General features: G+C 58.3%; 16 protein-coding genes. 14 read left to right on the top strand and 2 right to left on the bottom strand.

Annotation, left to right across the window (positions count from 1 at the left end):
* Window positions 1–150: 150 nt before the first annotated feature.
* The 5 genes from opgB (at window position 151) to N2K86_RS02835 (ending at window position 5,098) form a co-directional block, all read left to right on the top strand.
* Window positions 151–2,442, top strand: coding sequence for a phosphatidylglycerol--membrane-oligosaccharide glycerophosphotransferase (gene opgB, locus N2K86_RS02855; RefSeq protein WP_260660406.1), 2,292 nt, complete (start codon window positions 151–153; stop codon window positions 2,440–2,442).
* A 201-nt stretch (window positions 2,443–2,643) separates the two neighbouring features.
* Window positions 2,644–3,195, top strand: a complete 552-nt coding sequence (locus N2K86_RS02850; RefSeq protein ID WP_260660405.1) for a helix-turn-helix transcriptional regulator — start codon at window positions 2,644–2,646, stop codon at window positions 3,193–3,195.
* Window positions 3,196–3,341: 146 nt separating this feature from the next.
* Window positions 3,342–4,085, top strand: coding sequence for a winged helix-turn-helix domain-containing protein (locus N2K86_RS02845; RefSeq protein ID WP_260660404.1), 744 nt, complete (start codon window positions 3,342–3,344; stop codon window positions 4,083–4,085).
* 3 nt (window positions 4,086–4,088) lie between these two features.
* Window positions 4,089–4,562 (top strand): hypothetical protein, encoded by a 474-nt coding sequence (locus N2K86_RS02840; protein WP_260660403.1) that lies wholly within the window; start codon window positions 4,089–4,091, stop codon window positions 4,560–4,562.
* 29 nt (window positions 4,563–4,591) lie between these two features.
* Window positions 4,592–5,098, top strand: a complete 507-nt coding sequence (locus tag N2K86_RS02835) for a GNAT family N-acetyltransferase (protein ID WP_260660402.1) — start codon at window positions 4,592–4,594, stop codon at window positions 5,096–5,098.
* Window positions 5,099–5,188: 90 nt separating this feature from the next.
* Here N2K86_RS02835 and tsr read toward each other — a convergent pair whose 3' ends face one another.
* Both tsr and hpaR read right to left on the bottom strand, forming a co-directional pair.
* Window positions 5,189–6,853 carry a methyl-accepting chemotaxis protein gene (gene tsr / locus N2K86_RS02830; RefSeq protein WP_260660401.1) on the bottom strand — a complete coding sequence of 555 codons (1,665 nt, stop codon included), beginning with the start codon at window positions 6,851–6,853 and terminating at the stop codon, window positions 5,189–5,191.
* An 82-nt stretch (window positions 6,854–6,935) separates the two neighbouring features.
* A complete protein-coding gene (gene hpaR / locus N2K86_RS02825) occupies window positions 6,936–7,376 on the bottom strand; it encodes a homoprotocatechuate degradation operon regulator HpaR (RefSeq protein ID WP_260660400.1) in 441 nt (146 codons plus the stop codon).
* Window positions 7,377–7,647: 271 nt separating this feature from the next.
* Between hpaR and hpaG the strand changes: the two genes are divergently transcribed.
* From hpaG to hpaB, 9 genes are all read left to right on the top strand, one after another.
* The gene (hpaG, locus tag N2K86_RS02820) at window positions 7,648–8,925 is read left to right on the top strand and encodes a 4-hydroxyphenylacetate degradation bifunctional isomerase/decarboxylase (RefSeq protein ID WP_260660399.1); all 1,278 of its coding nucleotides are present in this window, start codon (window positions 7,648–7,650) and stop codon (window positions 8,923–8,925) included.
* Window positions 8,922–10,388: a 5-carboxymethyl-2-hydroxymuconate semialdehyde dehydrogenase gene (gene hpaE, locus N2K86_RS02815; protein ID WP_260660398.1), complete on the top strand. Its 1,467-nt coding sequence runs from the start codon at window positions 8,922–8,924 to the stop codon at window positions 10,386–10,388. The genes hpaG and hpaE overlap by 4 nt, the downstream gene beginning before the upstream one ends.
* Before the next feature lie 2 nt (window positions 10,389–10,390).
* Window positions 10,391–11,242 carry a 3,4-dihydroxyphenylacetate 2,3-dioxygenase gene (gene hpaD, locus N2K86_RS02810; RefSeq protein WP_260660397.1) on the top strand — a complete coding sequence of 284 codons (852 nt, stop codon included), beginning with the start codon at window positions 10,391–10,393 and terminating at the stop codon, window positions 11,240–11,242.
* Between the two features lie 9 nt (window positions 11,243–11,251).
* Window positions 11,252–11,632, top strand: a complete 381-nt coding sequence (locus tag N2K86_RS02805; RefSeq protein WP_260660396.1) for a 5-carboxymethyl-2-hydroxymuconate Delta-isomerase — start codon at window positions 11,252–11,254, stop codon at window positions 11,630–11,632.
* Window positions 11,633–11,761: 129 nt separating this feature from the next.
* Window positions 11,762–12,565 (top strand): 2-oxo-hept-4-ene-1,7-dioate hydratase, encoded by an 804-nt coding sequence (gene hpaH, locus N2K86_RS02800; RefSeq protein ID WP_260660395.1) that lies wholly within the window; start codon window positions 11,762–11,764, stop codon window positions 12,563–12,565.
* 10 nt (window positions 12,566–12,575) lie between these two features.
* Window positions 12,576–13,373 (top strand): 4-hydroxy-2-oxoheptanedioate aldolase, encoded by a 798-nt coding sequence (hpaI, locus tag N2K86_RS02795; protein ID WP_260660394.1) that lies wholly within the window; start codon window positions 12,576–12,578, stop codon window positions 13,371–13,373.
* Window positions 13,374–13,394: 21 nt separating this feature from the next.
* A complete protein-coding gene (hpaX, locus tag N2K86_RS02790; RefSeq protein ID WP_260660393.1) occupies window positions 13,395–14,741 on the top strand; it encodes a 4-hydroxyphenylacetate permease in 1,347 nt (448 codons plus the stop codon).
* Window positions 14,713–15,639, top strand: a complete 927-nt coding sequence (hpaA, locus tag N2K86_RS02785; RefSeq protein WP_260660392.1) for a 4-hydroxyphenylacetate catabolism regulatory protein HpaA — start codon at window positions 14,713–14,715, stop codon at window positions 15,637–15,639. Before hpaX ends, hpaA begins: the two co-directional genes overlap by 29 nt.
* 184 nt (window positions 15,640–15,823) lie before the next feature.
* Window positions 15,824–17,386 (top strand): 4-hydroxyphenylacetate 3-monooxygenase, oxygenase component, encoded by a 1,563-nt coding sequence (hpaB, locus tag N2K86_RS02780; RefSeq protein ID WP_260660391.1) that lies wholly within the window; start codon window positions 15,824–15,826, stop codon window positions 17,384–17,386.
* The last annotated feature ends 12 nt before the right edge of the window (window positions 17,387–17,398 follow it).

The following is a 17,398-nucleotide window of genomic DNA, read 5'->3' as shown; positions in this document are numbered from 1 at the left end:
CTTCAAAAAAACGATTTTCTAAACCAAATCCTAACAACAGCACACTTTCGTGACACTAAAATTGCAGCTAAACGACATCACCATTACATTGTATTACCCAAAAAATAATCAGTTAGCCAGCGAAGCGTCTGGCGTCATGAGGATATGCTGTTGTCAGAGTTAATGTCCCTTATCCTTTTCCTGGCTTCCGTTGGCGTTTACGCCTGGAAAGCAGGCCGTAACACCTGGTGGTTTATTGCCACGCTGGTGGTGCTCGGCATTTTTATTGTTTTAAACATTACGTTATACGCCAGCGATTACTTTACCGGTGACGGTATAAATGATGCGGTACTTTACACCCTGACAAATAGCCTGACGGGCGCAGGGGTTGGTAAGTACATACTTCCAGGTCTGGGCGTGGTTTTCGCTCTGGTTGCTATTTTTGGAACGCTTGCCTGGGTGCTGCGCCGTCGTCGCCATCACCCGCATCATCATGGCTATAGCCTGCTGGCGCTGTGCCTGGCGTTGGCCTCTGTTGACGCCAGCCCGGCATTCCACCAAATCACCGAGCTGGTGAAATCCCAGTCGCGCGAGGGTGACCCCGATTTCGTGGCGTATTACAAAGAACCCGCGAAGAAGATCGACAATCCAAAGCTCAATCTGGTCTATATCTACGGCGAGAGCCTGGAGCGGACCTATTTTGATAACGATGCCTTCCCGAACCTGACCCCGGATCTGGGGCCCCTGAAAAACGAAGGTCTCGATTTCAGCCACACCATGCAGTTACCCGGCACCGATTACACCATCGCCGGTATGGTCGCGTCTCAGTGCGGTATCCCGCTGTTCGCACCCTTTGAGGGCAATGCGTCGGCGTCTATGTCGAGTTTCTTCCCGCAAAATGTCTGTCTTGGCGATATCCTGAAAAATTCCGGCTACGAAAACTACTTTATGCAGGGCGCAAACCTGCGTTTCGCTGGCAAAGATGTGTTCCTGAAATCACATGGATTTGACCACCTCTACGGATCGGAAGAGTTAAAAACCATCGTCGCGGATCCAGGCTACCGTAACGACTGGGGCTTCTACGACGATACGGTGCTGGACGAGACCTGGCAAAAATTCGAGGAACTCTCCCGCGCGGGCAAACGCTTCTCGCTCTTTGCCCTGACCGTGGATACCCATCATCCGGATGGATTTGTCTCTCGTACCTGTAAACGCAAACGTTATGACATCAATGGCAAGAGTAATACGTCATTTAGCGCCGTCACCTGCAGCCAGGAACATATCGCCGCGCTGATCGACAAAATCAAAGCCTCGCCGTATTTCAAAAACACGGTGATTGTGGTGTCGTCTGACCATCTGGCGATGAAAAATAGCGCCTGGGATGAGCTTAACAAGCAGGATCGCAGCAACCTGTTCTTCATCCTGCGCGGCGACCAGCCCCAGCAGGAGGTGATCGCCACTAAGCGTAACTCGATGGATAACGGCGCCACGGTGCTGGACATTCTGGGCGGCGATAACTTTATTGGCCTTGGCCGCAGTACGCTGTCCGGGCAATCCCTGTCAGAAGTGTTCCTCAACATGAAGGAGAAAATCCTGGCCTGGAAGCCGGATATCATCCGCCTGTGGAACTTCCCGAAAGAGATGAAAGACTTCACCATCGACCAGGATAAAAAAATGATTGCCTTCTCCGGCAGTCACTTCCGTCTGCCGCTGCTGCTGCGCGTGTCGGACAACCGCGTTGAACCGCTGCCGGAAAGTGAATACTCCGCACCGCTGCGTTATCAGCTGGCTGACTTCGCCCCGCGCGACAATTTTGTCTGGATCGACGCATGCTACAAGATGGGCCAACTCTGGTCGCAGCCGCTGGCCCTGTCTACCGACTGGTGTGTCGCTCAGGGACAGCTCGGCGGTGAGCAGTCTGTCCAGCATGTTGATAAAAAACAGTGGAAAGGCAAAACGGCGTTTAACGATACGGTTATCGATACCGCGCGCTATCAGCATAACGTCGACATGCTGAAGATTGTCGATAACGACATTCGTTATAAAGCGGACAGTTTTATCTTTAACGTGGCCGGCGCGCCGGAAGAGGTCAAACACTTCAGCGGCATCTCCCGTCCGGAATCCTGGGGACGCTGGTCCAACGCCCAGTTGGGTAACGAAGTGAAAATTGAGTATGCTCATCCGCTGCCGGAAAAATTCGATCTGGTGATCACGGCCAGAGCGTTCGGGCCCAATGCTAACCGTCCTATCCCGGTGCGCGTGGGTGATAAAGAACAGATCCTGACGCTTGGCAATGACGTAAGCACCACCACGCTGCATTTCGACAATCCGTCGCGCAGCAGCACGCTCGTCATCGTTCCGCCAGACCCGCAGTCCACTAACGAAGGCAATATCCTCGGCCACTCCCCGCGACAGCTTGGGATTGGAATGGTGGAAATTAAAATTGTCAGTCGCGACAGTTAATATCCCCTCTGCCCGGCGTTCTGCCGGGCAATTTCAAAATTATAAAAATCTATATCGTTATTAAAAAACAGATAAAATCACTATATTTTACACAATCTAATCTATATACATATTAGCATAGGCTCAGGATGTAGAGTATTGCCCTTCTCAACTTCTCATGAGGACCCTCGGGATCCCTCTCGTTAACGGGCGACACCTGACATGACTCTCTCACGCAGCACCCACGTCGACTTTCACGTCATCGTTCTGAGCGATAACTATTTCCTGTGGCTTGGCCTGAAAACGCTTATTTCGATGATGATGACGCCGCGTCCTGATATTTTCTGGCTCAACAGCGTCAGCCCGGAAACCATCTTGCGCATGCGCGAACAAATCATGAAAGAGACCACCGATAACGGCTGGCTCATATTTACGGACGAATGCCGCGTGAACGACATCAACGTCTATCTGCCTGCCGGGCGCGTCAGGGTGCTGGCTGGAAACATCTCGATTATTCAGCTCAGCCAGCATTTGAGAAACGCCGATTTCACCCAGCGCTACCGTCCTGATGCTAACCTCACCCGTTCTGAACTGCGGGTGTGCACCCTGCTCAGTAAAGGGATCAGTCTGGTCCGTATTGCGCAACTGCTGAATAAATCACCGAAAACGATCTATACCCACAAGCGAAATGCGATGACCAAATTCCGCTGCCAGAACCTGGCGGAGTTTCACCGAAAAATCTGCCTGCTGGAACAGCACTCGCTTTACCTCTGATTGTGCTCATTTATTAAACGGCGAGAATACCCGACTGGATCAATGTTATCGGTAACAAAGCAGTTAGAATACCTCCCTTATCTGATGGATAGCACACGAACTATTCACCAATCGTATTTATTTAGCTGCCTCGTTGACGATCTTCTATGAAATACCTGCTCGCTGATACCCTCGTCTATAACGACGAAGACGGTTCCGTTTCACTTGTTGATACGCCAGACGTCGAACCTCAGGTGATGACGGCAACCGCCAACAGCATTATGAAAATGCTGGTGCTCCATCACGGTAACGTCGTCGAACGCGAGGCGTTCCTGCATGAAGTGTGGGACGAGCGCGGCCTGCAGGGCTCCAACAATTCACTTAATCAGTACATCAGTATCCTGCGAAAAATGCTGGCAAGCCTCGTGCCCGAGATGTTGTTTATTGTCACCGTGCCCAAAGTGGGATTTATGCTGAGCGCGGACATCACGGTCCATTCCCAGGCTGAAAAATCTGATTCCCCCGCCACAGCCAGGACGCCGTATCGTTTTCAGCCTCAATTGCTGTTCTGTAGCGGGCTGACGCTTGTGGTACTGGCACTGTGCATCTGGACGTTCGTGGTTAAGCAAAACCAGCAGCATGCAGAAATGCATCTTCTGACACATTTTGGTGAATGTCCGGTCTACACCTTCTCACCGCTGGCAGATGTGTTTCGTAACAAGGCAATAGCACTGGCACAGGCGATGCAGCGCGACGGCAACCTGCCGTGCCTGAAAAACTCTCTCTTTTATCTGCATATTCAGAATACCCTTTTCTACGGCCATGAAGGACGGCTGGTGCTTTCGCAATGCTCCCTGTCGAAAGAGAACACCGCCAGCGCCTGCCGCACGCTTTATGCCTATGAATGGTGAATCATGACGCGTAAAAAAATAGGGCTGGTTATCGCCTTCAACCTGCTGTTAATCATCATGGCCGTGGCATGGTACCGACATACACCGCCCCTGCCCGTCGTTTGCGAAGGTAACCTGACCTTCACGCAGCAGCGTGACGGCAACACCTTCACGTTCGACGGCGAGATCATGATGCGATTTCACCCCGACGGCACGGGCTACTTCACGCTCAACGGGAATGTGCAGCATATCCGGCAGGGCTGGGAAGTCTCCCGTCAGGAAACGTTTAACTGGCGGCACATGCACGACACGCTTTTTGAAATCGCCATTATCAACGTCGAGCGATTTAGCCACGATGAAATACCCGATGGGGTATTCGAAAAATACGTTGCTGGCTTAGCGCCAGGACAGAAAAGGCTACTGACCATCGAACGCACGCCGGAAGAGGCGATGGTGATCGGCAATTTCTACTCGCCACTGCTGATCTGCTCGGAATAAACAGGGCCGGTCAGGCTATACTTGCCGCCATGAAAATCATCTTCCGCCCCACCACTGCACATGACGTCGCCAGTCTGCCCGCCATTGAGCGCGCGGCTGGCCAGCGTTTTCGAGCCTGGCCTGAACTGGCCTGGCTGGCTGACGGCGACGTCATTTCCGTTGAACAGCATCGCGACTATGCCGAACTGGGCCTGAGCTGGCTGGCGCTGGCAGCGGATCGCCCAGTAGGGTTTCTCCTCGCAGAAGCCCATCCTTTGTCGTTGTTTATTGTGGAACTTTCGGTTCATCTGGACTGGCAGGGAAAAGGAATAGGCCGGCAGCTCATCGCCTGTGCGGCCGATCGCGCCCGCCAAATGGGACTGACATCACTGACGCTGACGACGTTCAAGGACGTCCCCTGGAATGAGCCGTTCTATGCAAAGCTGGGGTTTGAATACGCAACTGAACTCACGCCTGAACTGCGTGAAAAACGTGAAGAAGAAGCAGCGCAAGGCTTAGCGTATAGCTCCCGCTGCGCCATGCGTCTGCCACTTTGATATCGCCCGGTGGCGCTTCGCTTACCGGGCCTACAACAACCTTCCGTAGGCCGGGTAAGGCGCAGCCGCCACCCGGCAAAAAACACGGACTTAAAACGTTTCCCAGTTCTCACCCGCGTCAGCCGTTGCGGCTTTACGCGACATCACCGGGGTAACAACGGTTTTCGCGGAGGCGAACTCGCGCGCTTTCATCTGCTCCTGCTGAATGCGGAACACCGCCACGGCCTGCGTCAGACGGCTCGCCTGTTCTTCCAGTGCGGCTGCCGCTGCGGCAGATTCCTCAACCAGCGAGGCGTTCTGCTGGGTCACGCGATCCATCTCCGCGACCGCCAGGCCGACCTGATCGATACCGCGGCTCTGTTCGTCAGACGCAGACGCAATTTCACCCATGATGTCCGTCACGCGGGTTACCGCATTCACGATTTCACCCATGGTTTCACCCGCGCTCTCTACCAGAGTAGAGCCCACTTCCACGCGGCTGACGGAGTCTTCAATCAGGCTCTTGATTTCACGGGCAGCCTGAGCGCTGCGCTGCGCCAGGTTACGCACTTCGCCTGCAACAACGGCAAAGCCACGGCCCTGCTCACCGGCACGCGCCGCTTCTACTGCCGCGTTCAGCGCCAGAATGTTGGTCTGGAAGGCAATGCCGTCGATCACGCTGATAATATCGGCAATTTTCTGCGAACTGCCCGCGATGTCACGCATGGTTTGCACCACGTTATCCACCACTTTACCGCCTTTCTGCGCGGTCTCAGACGCGCTCAGCGCCAGATTGCTCGCCTGGCGAGCGTTTTCGGCGTTCTGCTTCACGGTGGCGGTCAGCTCTTCCATGCTGGCCGCAGTCTCTTCCAGAGAGGCGGCCTGCTGCTCGGTACGGGACGAGAGATCGTTATTGCCCATCGAGATTTCGCTCGCGCCGCTGTAGATGGCATTCGCACCGTTACGCACGTCGCCAACGGTACGCACCAGCTCGCCCTGCATATGGCGCAGCGAGTCGGCCAGTTCACCCATCTCATTGGAGCCTTCAACATCGATGCGCTTCACCAGGTCGCCGCTGGCAATATGGCGAATGCTGTCGATCAGGCGGTTCAGCGGAGAAATCAGCGCCTGCTTGATGCCCAGCCAGACGGCGACAATCACCACCACCACGGCAATCAGGACGCTTAACAGCACCCAGATAGCCTGGCTGTAGGAGCTGTTGCTGTCTTTCACCGCCGTCTCATACAGCTTGTCGTTCTGCTGCAGGTAACTCACGTACTGCTTCTCAAAACCGTCCTGATAGCTCTGGGTCGGCTGGTCGAAGAAGGCGTTGATTTTCCCCGCGCCCAGCAGCTGAATCAGCTCAGCCAGCGCGCCGTGGTAAATCTCGTAATTACGTTTGATTTCCAGCGCAGCGGCGTCGCTCTGACGCGGATCGCGCGGCAGGGCTTCGTAATCCGCCCAGTTTTTTTCCGCCTGCTTCAGCGAGGCAGACGCAATCTGCATCAGATCGGAAACGGTCGCGCCGCTGCCGATGTTGCTCTGATCCATCATGTAGCGGATACCCGCGCGGTTCAGGGTGTTACGGGTTTGCAACAGGGCAACCCAGCTCCCGTTGAGGGTAGATTGTTGCTGACGAATGGTTTGCAGGACGGTGAAATTCTCTTTGTCATTCTTCAGGGCATTAAAGAAAAGACCACCGGATGTGAGTTGTAAAAGGCCAAATATCGCTAAAACCAGCAGTAAGCTGGTGACAATCTTGATACGGTTTAACATGTTTTCTCTTCCTCAGACAGATACAGAATTTTCGGCCTGGAAAGGGAAAACTTTACGAAAATCATCCTGGAATTTGTGGTTTTTACTCTTCTTCCCGCGCTGCGTTATGCCGGTTTCCGAGTTCAATAAACTCTTCCAGCAGCGCCGTCAGCTGCTTCAGCTTCTCCGGCGTATATTGCGCCTCAATCTGCCGATACGCCTCTTCCACCTGCGCCTGGGCGTGTTCATACAGTGCGGTGCCCTCTTTGGTCAGCGACACGTACAGCTTGCGCTGGTCGTTCACCGGCTTTAAGCGCAGCACCAGGCCGTCGCGCTCCATGCGCGTCAGAATGCCGGTCAGGCTCGGGCGCAAAATACAGGTGCGAAACGCCAGATCGTGAAAATCCATCGACGGATGTTCAGCCAGCACGCGCACAATGCGCCACTGCTGCTCGGTCAGGTTATGGCGCTTCACAATCGGGCGGAAGTACGACATTGCCGCTTCCCGCGCCTGCAGCAGCGCGATGGTTAATGAATCATGCATAGCCTCTCCCTTTTCCATCATTAACAAGTAAACAATCACTAAAAGATGCTTTTATAAACAATACGTTTTCCGTCAAAAAGTCTAACAGAAACCATTCAATTTTATTAATCCACTGATTTATATATAAATAAAATTCAATATGTAAATTTATTGTTATTCATATCACAAATTTTTCACTTCTGATTGCGAAATAAACAGCAAAAGCATAAAACCAGATCATTAACATATTAATGAAATCATAACCCGGACCACCGGGGTGAGGAGTATGTGAATGAAAGGTACCGTCTTTGCCGTCGCCCTCAACCATCAAAGCCAGCGTGAAGCCTGGCGTGAGGCGTTTGAAAAAGCCCCCTACAACACGCCGCCGAAAACCGCCGTCTGGTTTATTAAGCCCCATAACACGGTGATCCGCACGGGCGAGCCGATTCCGTTCCCGCTGGGGGAAACGGTGTTGAGCGGTGCAACCGTGGCGCTGGTGGTGGGGAAAACCGCCAGCAAGGTGCGCGTGGAGGACGCCGCGGCGTACATCGCGGGATACGCTCTCGCCAACGAAGTGAGCCTGCCGGAAGAGAGCTTCTACCGTCCGGCCATCAAGGCTAAATGCCGGGACGGATTTTGCCCGCTCGGCGAAATGGTCGCCGTTGATAAGGTGGATAACCTGACCATCGTCACCGAGATCAACGGCCGCGAAGCGGACCACTGGAACACCGCCGATCTGCAGCGCAGCGCTGCCGAACTGCTGAGCGCCCTGAGCGAGTTCGCCACCCTCAATCCCGGCGATGCTATTTTGCTCGGTACCCCGCACAGCCGCGTTGAGATCCGCCCGGGCGATCGCGTGCGTATTCTGGCGGCAGGCTTTCCGCCGCTGGAAAACCCGGTGGTGGATGAACGCGACGTCGCTAACACGCCCCGCACGCCGCCGCACGCCACGCTGTTTGCCCTCGGTCTGAACTATGCCGATCACGCCAGCGAGCTGGACTTCAAGCCGCCCACCGAGCCGCTGGTGTTTATCAAAGCGCCCAACACCTTCAACGGCGACGGCCAGACGTCGGTGCGCCCGAACAATATCGAGTACATGCACTACGAGGCCGAGCTGGTGGTGGTCATCGGCAAAACCGCGCGCAAGGTCAGCGAAGCCGAGGCGATGGACTGTGTCGCGGGCTATACGGTCTGCAACGACTACGCCATCCGCGACTACCTGGAAAACTACTACCGCCCGAATTTACGGGTCAAAAGCCGCGACGGGCTGACCCCCATCAGCCCGAACGTGGTGCCAAAAGAAGCCATACCCGACCCGCACAACCTGACCCTGCGCACTTTCGTCAACGGCGAGCTGCGCCAGGAAGGGACCACCGCCGATCTCATTTTCAGCATCCCGTACCTGATTGCGTACCTGAGCGATTTTATGACTCTGCAGCCGGGCGACATGATCGCCACCGGCACGCCGAAAGGGCTATCCGACGTGGTACCGGGCGATGAGGTAGTGGTGGAAGTCGAAGGCGTGGGGCGCCTGGTGAACCGGATTGTCAGCGAGGAGACTGCAAAATGAAAAAGATTAACCACTGGATCAACGGTAAAAACGTCGCCGGAAGCGAATACTTCCACACCACTAACCCGGCCTCCGGCGAGGTGCTGGCGGAAGTCGCCTCCGGTGGCGAAGCCGAGGTTCACCAGGCCGTCGCCGCCGCCAAAGAGGCGTTCCCGAAGTGGGCCAACCTGCCGATGAAGGAGCGCGCGCGCCTGATGCGCCGTCTGGGCGACCTGATCGACCAGAACGTGCCTGAGATCGCCGCCATGGAAACCGCCGACACCGGCCTGCCGATCCACCAGACCAAAAACGTGCTGATCCCGCGCGCCTCGCACAACTTCGAGTTCTTCGCCGAGGTGTGCCAGCAGATGAACGGCAAAACCTATCCGGTCGACGACAAGATGCTCAACTACACCCTGGTCCAGCCGGTGGGCGTCTGCGCGCTGGTGTCGCCGTGGAACGTGCCGTTTATGACCGCCACCTGGAAGGTCGCGCCCTGCCTGGCGCTCGGAAACACCGCGGTGCTGAAGATGTCTGAACTCTCCCCACTGACCGCCGACCGTCTGGGCGAGCTGGCACTTGAGGCGGGCATTCCGGCGGGCGTGCTCAACGTGGTGCAGGGCTACGGCGCGACGGCAGGCGACGCGCTGGTGCGCCATCACGACGTGCGCGCCGTCTCCTTCACCGGCGGCACCGCTACCGGCCGCAACATCATGAAAAACGCCGGGCTGAAGAAATACTCCATGGAGCTGGGCGGCAAATCCCCGGTGCTGATTTTTGAAGATGCCGACATCGAGCGCGCGCTGGACGCCGCCCTGTTCACCATCTTCTCCATCAACGGCGAGCGCTGCACCGCGGGCTCGCGCATCTTCATCCAGCAGAGCATCTACCCGGAATTCGTCAAGCGCTTTGCCGAGCGCGCCAACCGCCTGCGCGTGGGCGATCCGACCGATCCGAATACCCAGATTGGCGCGCTCATCAGCCAGCAGCACTGGGAGAAGGTCTCCGGCTACATCCGCCTCGGCATCGAGGAGGGCGCAACCCTGCTGGCGGGCGGCCCGGACAAGCCAGGCGATCTGCCTGCGCACCTGAAGGGCGGCAACTTCCTGCGCCCGACGGTGCTGGCGGACGTCGATAACCGCATGCGCGTGGCGCAGGAGGAGATCTTCGGGCCGGTGGCCTGCCTGCTGCCGTTTAAGGATGAAGCGGAAGGCCTGCGCCTGGCAAACGACGTGGAGTACGGCCTGGCGTCGTACATCTGGACGCAGGACGTCAGCAAGGTGCTGCGCCTGGCGCGCAGCATCGAGGCGGGCATGGTGTTCGTCAACACCCAGAACGTGCGCGACCTGCGCCAGCCGTTTGGCGGCGTGAAGGCCTCCGGCACCGGGCGCGAGGGCGGCGAGTACAGCTTCGAGGTCTTCGCGGAGATGAAAAACGTCTGTATCTCCATGGGCGACCATCCGATTCCAAAATGGGGGATCTGATCATGGGAAAATTAGCCTTAGCAGCAAAAATCACACACGTTCCGTCAATGTATCTCTCCGAGCTGCCGGGCAAAAACCACGGCTGCCGCCAGGGCGCCATCGACGGGCATAAAGAGATCGGCAAGCGCTGCCGCGAGCTGGGCGTGGACACCATCATCGTGTTCGACACCCACTGGCTGGTGAACAGCGCGTACCACATCAACTGCGCGGACCATTTTTCGGGCGTCTACACCAGCAACGAGCTGCCGCATTTTATTCGCGACATGACCTATGACTACGACGGCAACCCGGCGCTCGGCCAGCTGATCGCCGACGAGGCGGTGAAGCTTGGCGTGCGCGCCAAGGCGCACAACATCCCGAGCCTGAAGCTGGAGTACGGCACGCTGGTGCCGATGCGCTACATGAACGCGGATAAGCACTTCAAGGTGGTCTCCATCTCGGCGTTCTGCACGGTACACGACTTCGCCGACAGCCGCAGGCTGGGCGAGGCCATCGTCAGCGCCATCGAAAAATACGACGGCACCGTGGCGGTGCTCGCCAGCGGCTCGCTGTCGCACCGCTTTATCGACGACCAGCGCGCGGAGGAAGGGATGAACAGCTACACCCGCGAGTTCGACCGCCAAATGGACGAGCGCGTGGTGAAGCTGTGGCGCGAGGGGCAGTTCAAAGAATTCTGCAGCATGCTGCCGGAATACGCCGACTACTGCTACGGCGAGGGCAACATGCACGACACGGTGATGCTGCTGGGCATGCTCGGCTGGGACAAATACGACGGCAAGGTGGAGTTCCTCACCGAGCTGTTCGCCAGCTCCGGCACCGGCCAGGTTAACGCCGTTTTCCCGCTGCCCGCGTAAGGAGCCACCATGCCGCACTTTATTGCTGAATGTACCGACAACATCCGCGAGCAGGCCGACCTGCCCGGGCTGTTCGCCAAAGTGAACGAGGCGCTGGCCGCCACGGGTATCTTCCCTATCGGCGGTATCCGCAGCCGCGCCCACTGGCTGGACACCTGGCAGATGGCCGACGGAAAACACGATTACGCCTTTGTGCATATGACGCTGAAGATTGGTGCCGGGCGCAGCCTGGAGAGTCGGGAAGCCGTGGGGGAGATGCTGTTTGCGCTGATCAAAACGCACTTCGCGGCGCTGATGGCGGAGCGCTATCTGGCGCTGTCGTTTGAGCTGGACGAGCTGCACCCGACGCTCAATTACAAACAAAACAACGTGCACGCGTTGTTTAAATAACGCGCACGGTCTGTCCCCTCTCCCCTATGGGGAGAGGGTTAGGGTGAGGGGAAATCTCTGCGGCCTGATGCCCTCACCCCGGCCCTCTCCCACAGGGAGAGGGAGAAAACAATACAACAGGATATCGCCATGCTCGACAAACATACCCATACCCTGATCGCCCACCGCCTGCATCAGGCGGAACAATCCCGGGAGCAGATCCGCGCGATCTCGCTGGAGTACCCGGAGATCACCATCGACGACGCCTACGCCGTCCAGCGCGAATGGGTGAGCCTGAAAATCGCCGAAGGCCGCGTGCTGAAAGGCCACAAGATCGGCCTGACCTCTAAAGCGATGCAGGCCAGCTCGCAGATCAGCGAGCCGGACTACGGCGCGCTGCTGGACGACATGTTCTTCCACGACGGCAGCGATATCCCCGTCGATCGCTTTATCGTTCCGCGCATCGAAGTGGAGCTGGCGTTCGTGCTGGCAAAACCGCTGCGCGGCCCGAACTGCACCCTCTTCGACGTCTACAACGCTACGGACTACGTCATCCCCGCCCTGGAGCTGATCGACGCCCGCTGCCACAACGTCGACCCGGAAACCCAGCGCCCGCGCAAGGTGTTCGACACCATCTCCGATAACGCCGCCAACGCGGGGGTGATCCTCGGCGGTCGTCCGATTAAGCCCGACGCGCTGGACCTGCGCTGGATCTCCGCCCTGCTCTACCGCAACGGCGTGATCGAAGAGACCGGCGTTGCCGCAGGCGTGCTTAACCATCCGGCGAACGGCGTGGCGTGGCTGGCCAACAAGCTGGCCCCGTACGACGTGCAGCTCGAGCCCGGCCAGATCATTCTCGGCGGCTCGTTTACCCGCCCGGTGCCCGCCAGCAGAGGCGACACCTTCCACGTCGACTACGGCAACATGGGCTCCATCAGCTGCCGCTTTGTGTAAGGAGACAATCATGCAAAACGCATTCAAAGCAGCGCTGAAAGCGGGCCGCCCGCAAATCGGGTTATGGCTGGGGCTGACCAGCAGCTACAGCGCTGAGCTGCTGGCCGGGGCAGGCTTCGACTGGCTGCTGATCGACGGCGAGCACGCGCCAAACAGCGTGCAAACCGTCCTGACTCAGTTACAGGCCATCGCTCCTTATCCCAGCCAGCCGGTAGTGCGCCCGTCGTGGAACGACCCGGTGCAGATCAAACAGCTGCTGGACGTGGGCGCGCAAACCCTGCTGGTGCCGATGGTGCAAAACGCCGACGAAGCGCGGCAGGCGGTACGTGCCACCCGCTACCCGCCGGCGGGCATTCGCGGCGTCGGCAGCGCCCTGGCGCGCGCCTCGCGCTGGAACCGCATTCCGGATTACCTCCAGCAGGCCAACGACGCCATGTGCGTGCTGGTGCAGATTGAAACCCGCGAGGCAGTGAAAAACCTGCCGCAGATCCTGGACGTGGAAGGCGTCGACGGCGTGTTTATCGGCCCGGCGGATCTGAGCGCCGACATGGGCTTTGCCGGTAACCCGCAGCACCCGGAAGTTCAGGCCGTCATCGAGCAGGCTATCGCGCAGATACGCGCTGCGGGTAAAGCCCCCGGCATCCTGATGGCAAACGAGCAGCTGGCGAAACGCTACCTTGGCCTCGGCGCGCTGTTTGTCGCCGTCGGCGTCGACACCACCCTGCTCGCCCGCGGCGCGGAAGCGCTGGCAGCACGCTTTATCGAACAACCGGTTACGTCAGTTAATAACAATAAATCCGTCTACTAAACGTAAGATCTGGAGCGCACCATGACGACCTCTACCCTGCAAGATAAGAAAGCTATAGAACATCGCGTTATCAACAAGCTGTTTCGTCGTTTGATCGTGTTTCTCTTCATCCTGTTTGTCTTCTCGTTTCTCGACCGCATCAACATCGGCTTTGCCGGGCTGACGATGGGCAAGGATCTGGGCCTCACCTCCACCATGTTTGGCCTGGCCGCGACGCTGTTTTACGTCACCTACGTGCTGTGCGGGATCCCGAGCAACATCATGCTGGCGAAGATCGGCGCGCGGCGCTGGATCGCCGGGATCATGGTGGTGTGGGGGATAGCCTCCACCTGCACCATGTTCGCTACCAGCCCTGAAACGCTCTACGTGCTGCGTATGCTGGTGGGCATTGCCGAAGCGGGCTTCCTCCCGGGGATCCTGGTCTACCTCACCTGGTGGTTCCCGGCCTATCACCGCGCCCGCGCCAACGCGCTGTTTATGATCGCCATGCCGGTGACCATGATGCTCGGCTCGATCCTCTCCGGGTACATTCTGGCGATGGACGGGCTGTGGAACCTGAAGGGCTGGCAGTGGCTGTTCCTGCTGGAGGGGCTGCCGTCGGTGGTGCTTGGCGTGGTGACCTGGTTTTACCTCAACGACACGCCGGATCAGGCCAACTGGCTGGACGACGACGAAAAGCAGGCGCTGAAAACGATGATCGCCCGCGAGCAGGAGGTCGCCATTGCCCAATCCGTCACGCCGCGTTCAACGCTGCGCGAGGTGCTGACGCCCGCCGTGCTGCTCTACACGCTGGCCTACTTCTGCCTGACGAATACACTGAGCGCGATCAACATCTGGACGCCGCAGATCCTGCAAAGCTTCAACACGGGGAGCAGCAATATTGTGATCGGCCTGCTGGCGGCGATCCCGCAGTTTTGCACCATCCTCGGGATGATCTGGTGGAGCCGACGTTCCGACAGGCTAAAAGAGCGAAAAAAGCACACCATCCTGCCGTACCTGTTCGCCGCGGCGGGATGGATGCTGGCCTCGGCAACCGATCACAGCCTGATCCAGCTGCTTGGCATCATCATGGCCTCAACCGGATCGTTTACCGCCATGGCGATATTCTGGACCACGCCGGATCGGGTGATTAGCCTGCAGTCCCGCGCGGTGGCGCTGGCGGTGATCAACGCCATCGGCAACGTCGGATCCGCCGTCAGCCCGCTACTGATTGGGATCCTGCGCGACGCGACCGGCAGCTTCAGCTCCGGGCTGTGGTTTGTGGCCGGGCTGCTGGTGGTCGGCGCGCTGGTGCTGACGCGCATTCCGATGACCCAGCGGGATCAACAGAGGAACGATCATGTGCCAGAGCCCTATCGCCAACATTGATATCAGCAAGGAGTACGACGAAAGTCTGGGCACCGACGATGTGCACTACCAGTCGTTCGCCCGCATGGCGGCCTTTTTTGGCCGCGACATGCAGGCGCATCGTCACGACCAGTATTTTCAGATGCACTTTCTCGACACCGGGCAGATTGAGCTCCAGCTCGACGATCATCGCTACTCGGTGCAGGCCCCGCTGTTTGTCCTCACGCCGCCGTCGGTGCCGCACGCGTTCATCACCGAATCCGACAGCGACGGACACGTGCTGACGGTGCGCGAGGATCTGGTCTGGCCGCTGCTCGAGGTACTCTACCCCGGCACCCGGGAGGCGTTTGGCCTGCCGGGGATCTGCCTGTCGCTTGCCGACAGGCCGGACGAGCTGGCGGCGCTGAAGCACTACTGGCAGCTGATTGCCCGGGAATCCACGGAACAACTCCCCGGGCGCGAGCATACCCTGGTCCTGCTGGCGCAGGCGGTTTTTACCCTGCTGCTGCGCAACGCGAAGCTCGACGACCACGCTTCAGGCGGTATGCGCGGCGAGCTGAAGCTGTTCCAGCGTTTTACCCAGCTGATCGACAACCACTACCACCAGCACTGGACGGTACCGGAATACGCCAGCGAGCTGCACCTGACCGAATCCCGCCTGACCGACATCTGCCGCCGCTTCGCCAACCGCCCGCCGAAGCGCCTGATCTTCGACCGCCAGCTGCGGGAAGCGAGACGGCTTTTGCTATTTTCCGACAGCGCGGTCAGCGAAATTGCCTGGCAGCTGGGGTTTAAGGATCCGGCCTATTTCGCGCGGTTTTTTAACCGCTTAGTGGGGTGCTCGCCGAGCGCGTATCGGGCGCAGAAAGTACCGGTTTCCCCTCACCCCGGCCCTCTCGCCATAGGGGAGAGGGTGTAATTGTTCCCTCTCCCCTATGGGGAGAGGGTTAGGGTGAGGGGACAACGATCACAAATCCCCATCCCACCCGAAAAGTACCCGCCGTTGTCCCAATCGTCCCTTCACGTTACCCCCCTCTCAGGCTTCAATTAGACAACAAAAACAAAACATAAATTTAACAACCCTATTCCGATACGAGGTCCCTATGAAGCCTGAAGAGTTCCGCGCTGATGCCAAACGTCCGTTAACCGGCGAAGAGTATTTAAAAAGCCTGCAGGACGGTCGTGAGATTTATATCTACGGCGAGCGCGTCAAAGACGTCACCACCCACCCGGCGTTTCGCAACGCGGCGGCCTCCATCGCGCAGATGTACGACGCGCTGCACAAGCCGGACATGCAGGATACCCTCTGCTGGGGCACCGACACCGGCAGCGGCGGCTATACGCATAAATTCTTCCGCGTGGCGAAAAGCGCCGACGACCTGCGCCAGCAGCGCGACGCCATCGCCGAGTGGTCGCGCCTGAGCTACGGCTGGATGGGCCGCACGCCTGATTACAAAGCGGCGTTCGGCTGCGCGCTCGGCGCCAACCCGGCCTTCTACGGCCAGTTCGAGCAGAACGCCCGGAACTGGTACACCCGCATTCAGGAAACCGGTCTGTACTTCAACCACGCCATCGTCAACCCGCCGATCGACCGCCACAAACCGGCGGACGAGGTGAAAGACGTCTACATCAAGCTGGAGAAAGAGACCGACGCCGGGATTATCGTCAGCGGCGCGAAGGTGGTGGCCACCAACTCGGCGCTGACTCACTACAACATGATCGGCTTTGGCTCCGCGCAGGTAATGGGCGAAAACCCGGACTTCGCGCTGATGTTCGTCGCGCCGATGGATGCCGAAGGCGTGAAGCTGATCTCCCGCGCCTCCTACGAGATGGTGGCCGGTGCCACCGGCTCCCCGTACGACTACCCGCTCTCCAGCCGCTTCGATGAGAACGATGCAATCCTGGTGATGGACAACGTGCTGATCCCGTGGGAAAACGTGCTGATCTACCGCGATTTCGACCGCTGCCGTCGCTGGACGATGGAGGGCGGCTTCGCCCGCATGTATCCGCTGCAGGCCTGCGTGCGTCTGGCGGTGAAGCTCGACTTCATCACCGCGTTGCTGAAAAAATCGCTCGAGTGTACCGGCACCCTCGAGTTCCGCGGCGTACAGGCGGATCTCGGCGAAGTGGTGGCCTGGCGCAACATGTTCTGGGCGCTGAGCGACTCCATGTGTTCCGAAGCGACGCCGTGGGTAAACGGCGCGTACCTGCCGGATCACGCCGCGCTGCAAACCTACCGCGTGATGGCCCCGATGGCCTACGCGAAGATAAAGAACATCATCGAACGTAACGTCACCTCCGGACTGATCTACCTGCCGTCCAGCGCGCGGGATCTGAACAACCCGCAGATCGATCAGTATCTGGCGAAATACGTGCGCGGCTCCAACGGGATGGATCACGTCGAGCGCATCAAGATTTTGAAACTGATGTGGGATGCCATCGGCAGCGAGTTTGGCGGCCGTCACGAGCTGTACGAAATCAACTACTCGGGCAGCCAGGATGAGATCCGCCTGCAGTGTCTGCGCCAGGCGCAAAGCTCCGGCAACATGGACAAGATGATGGCGATGGTTGACCGCTGTATGTCCGAGTACGACCAGCACGGCTGGACGGTACCGCACCTGCACAACAACAACGATATCAACATGCTCGACAAGCTGCTGAAATAGCGCAGCGGGAGG

It is taken from the genome of Enterobacter mori, assembly GCF_025244905.1.
Classification (GTDB): domain Bacteria; phylum Pseudomonadota; class Gammaproteobacteria; order Enterobacterales; family Enterobacteriaceae; genus Enterobacter; species Enterobacter mori_A.
Note: the sequence above shows the minus strand (reverse complement) of the source record. Positions and strands in the feature narration are given on the sequence as shown.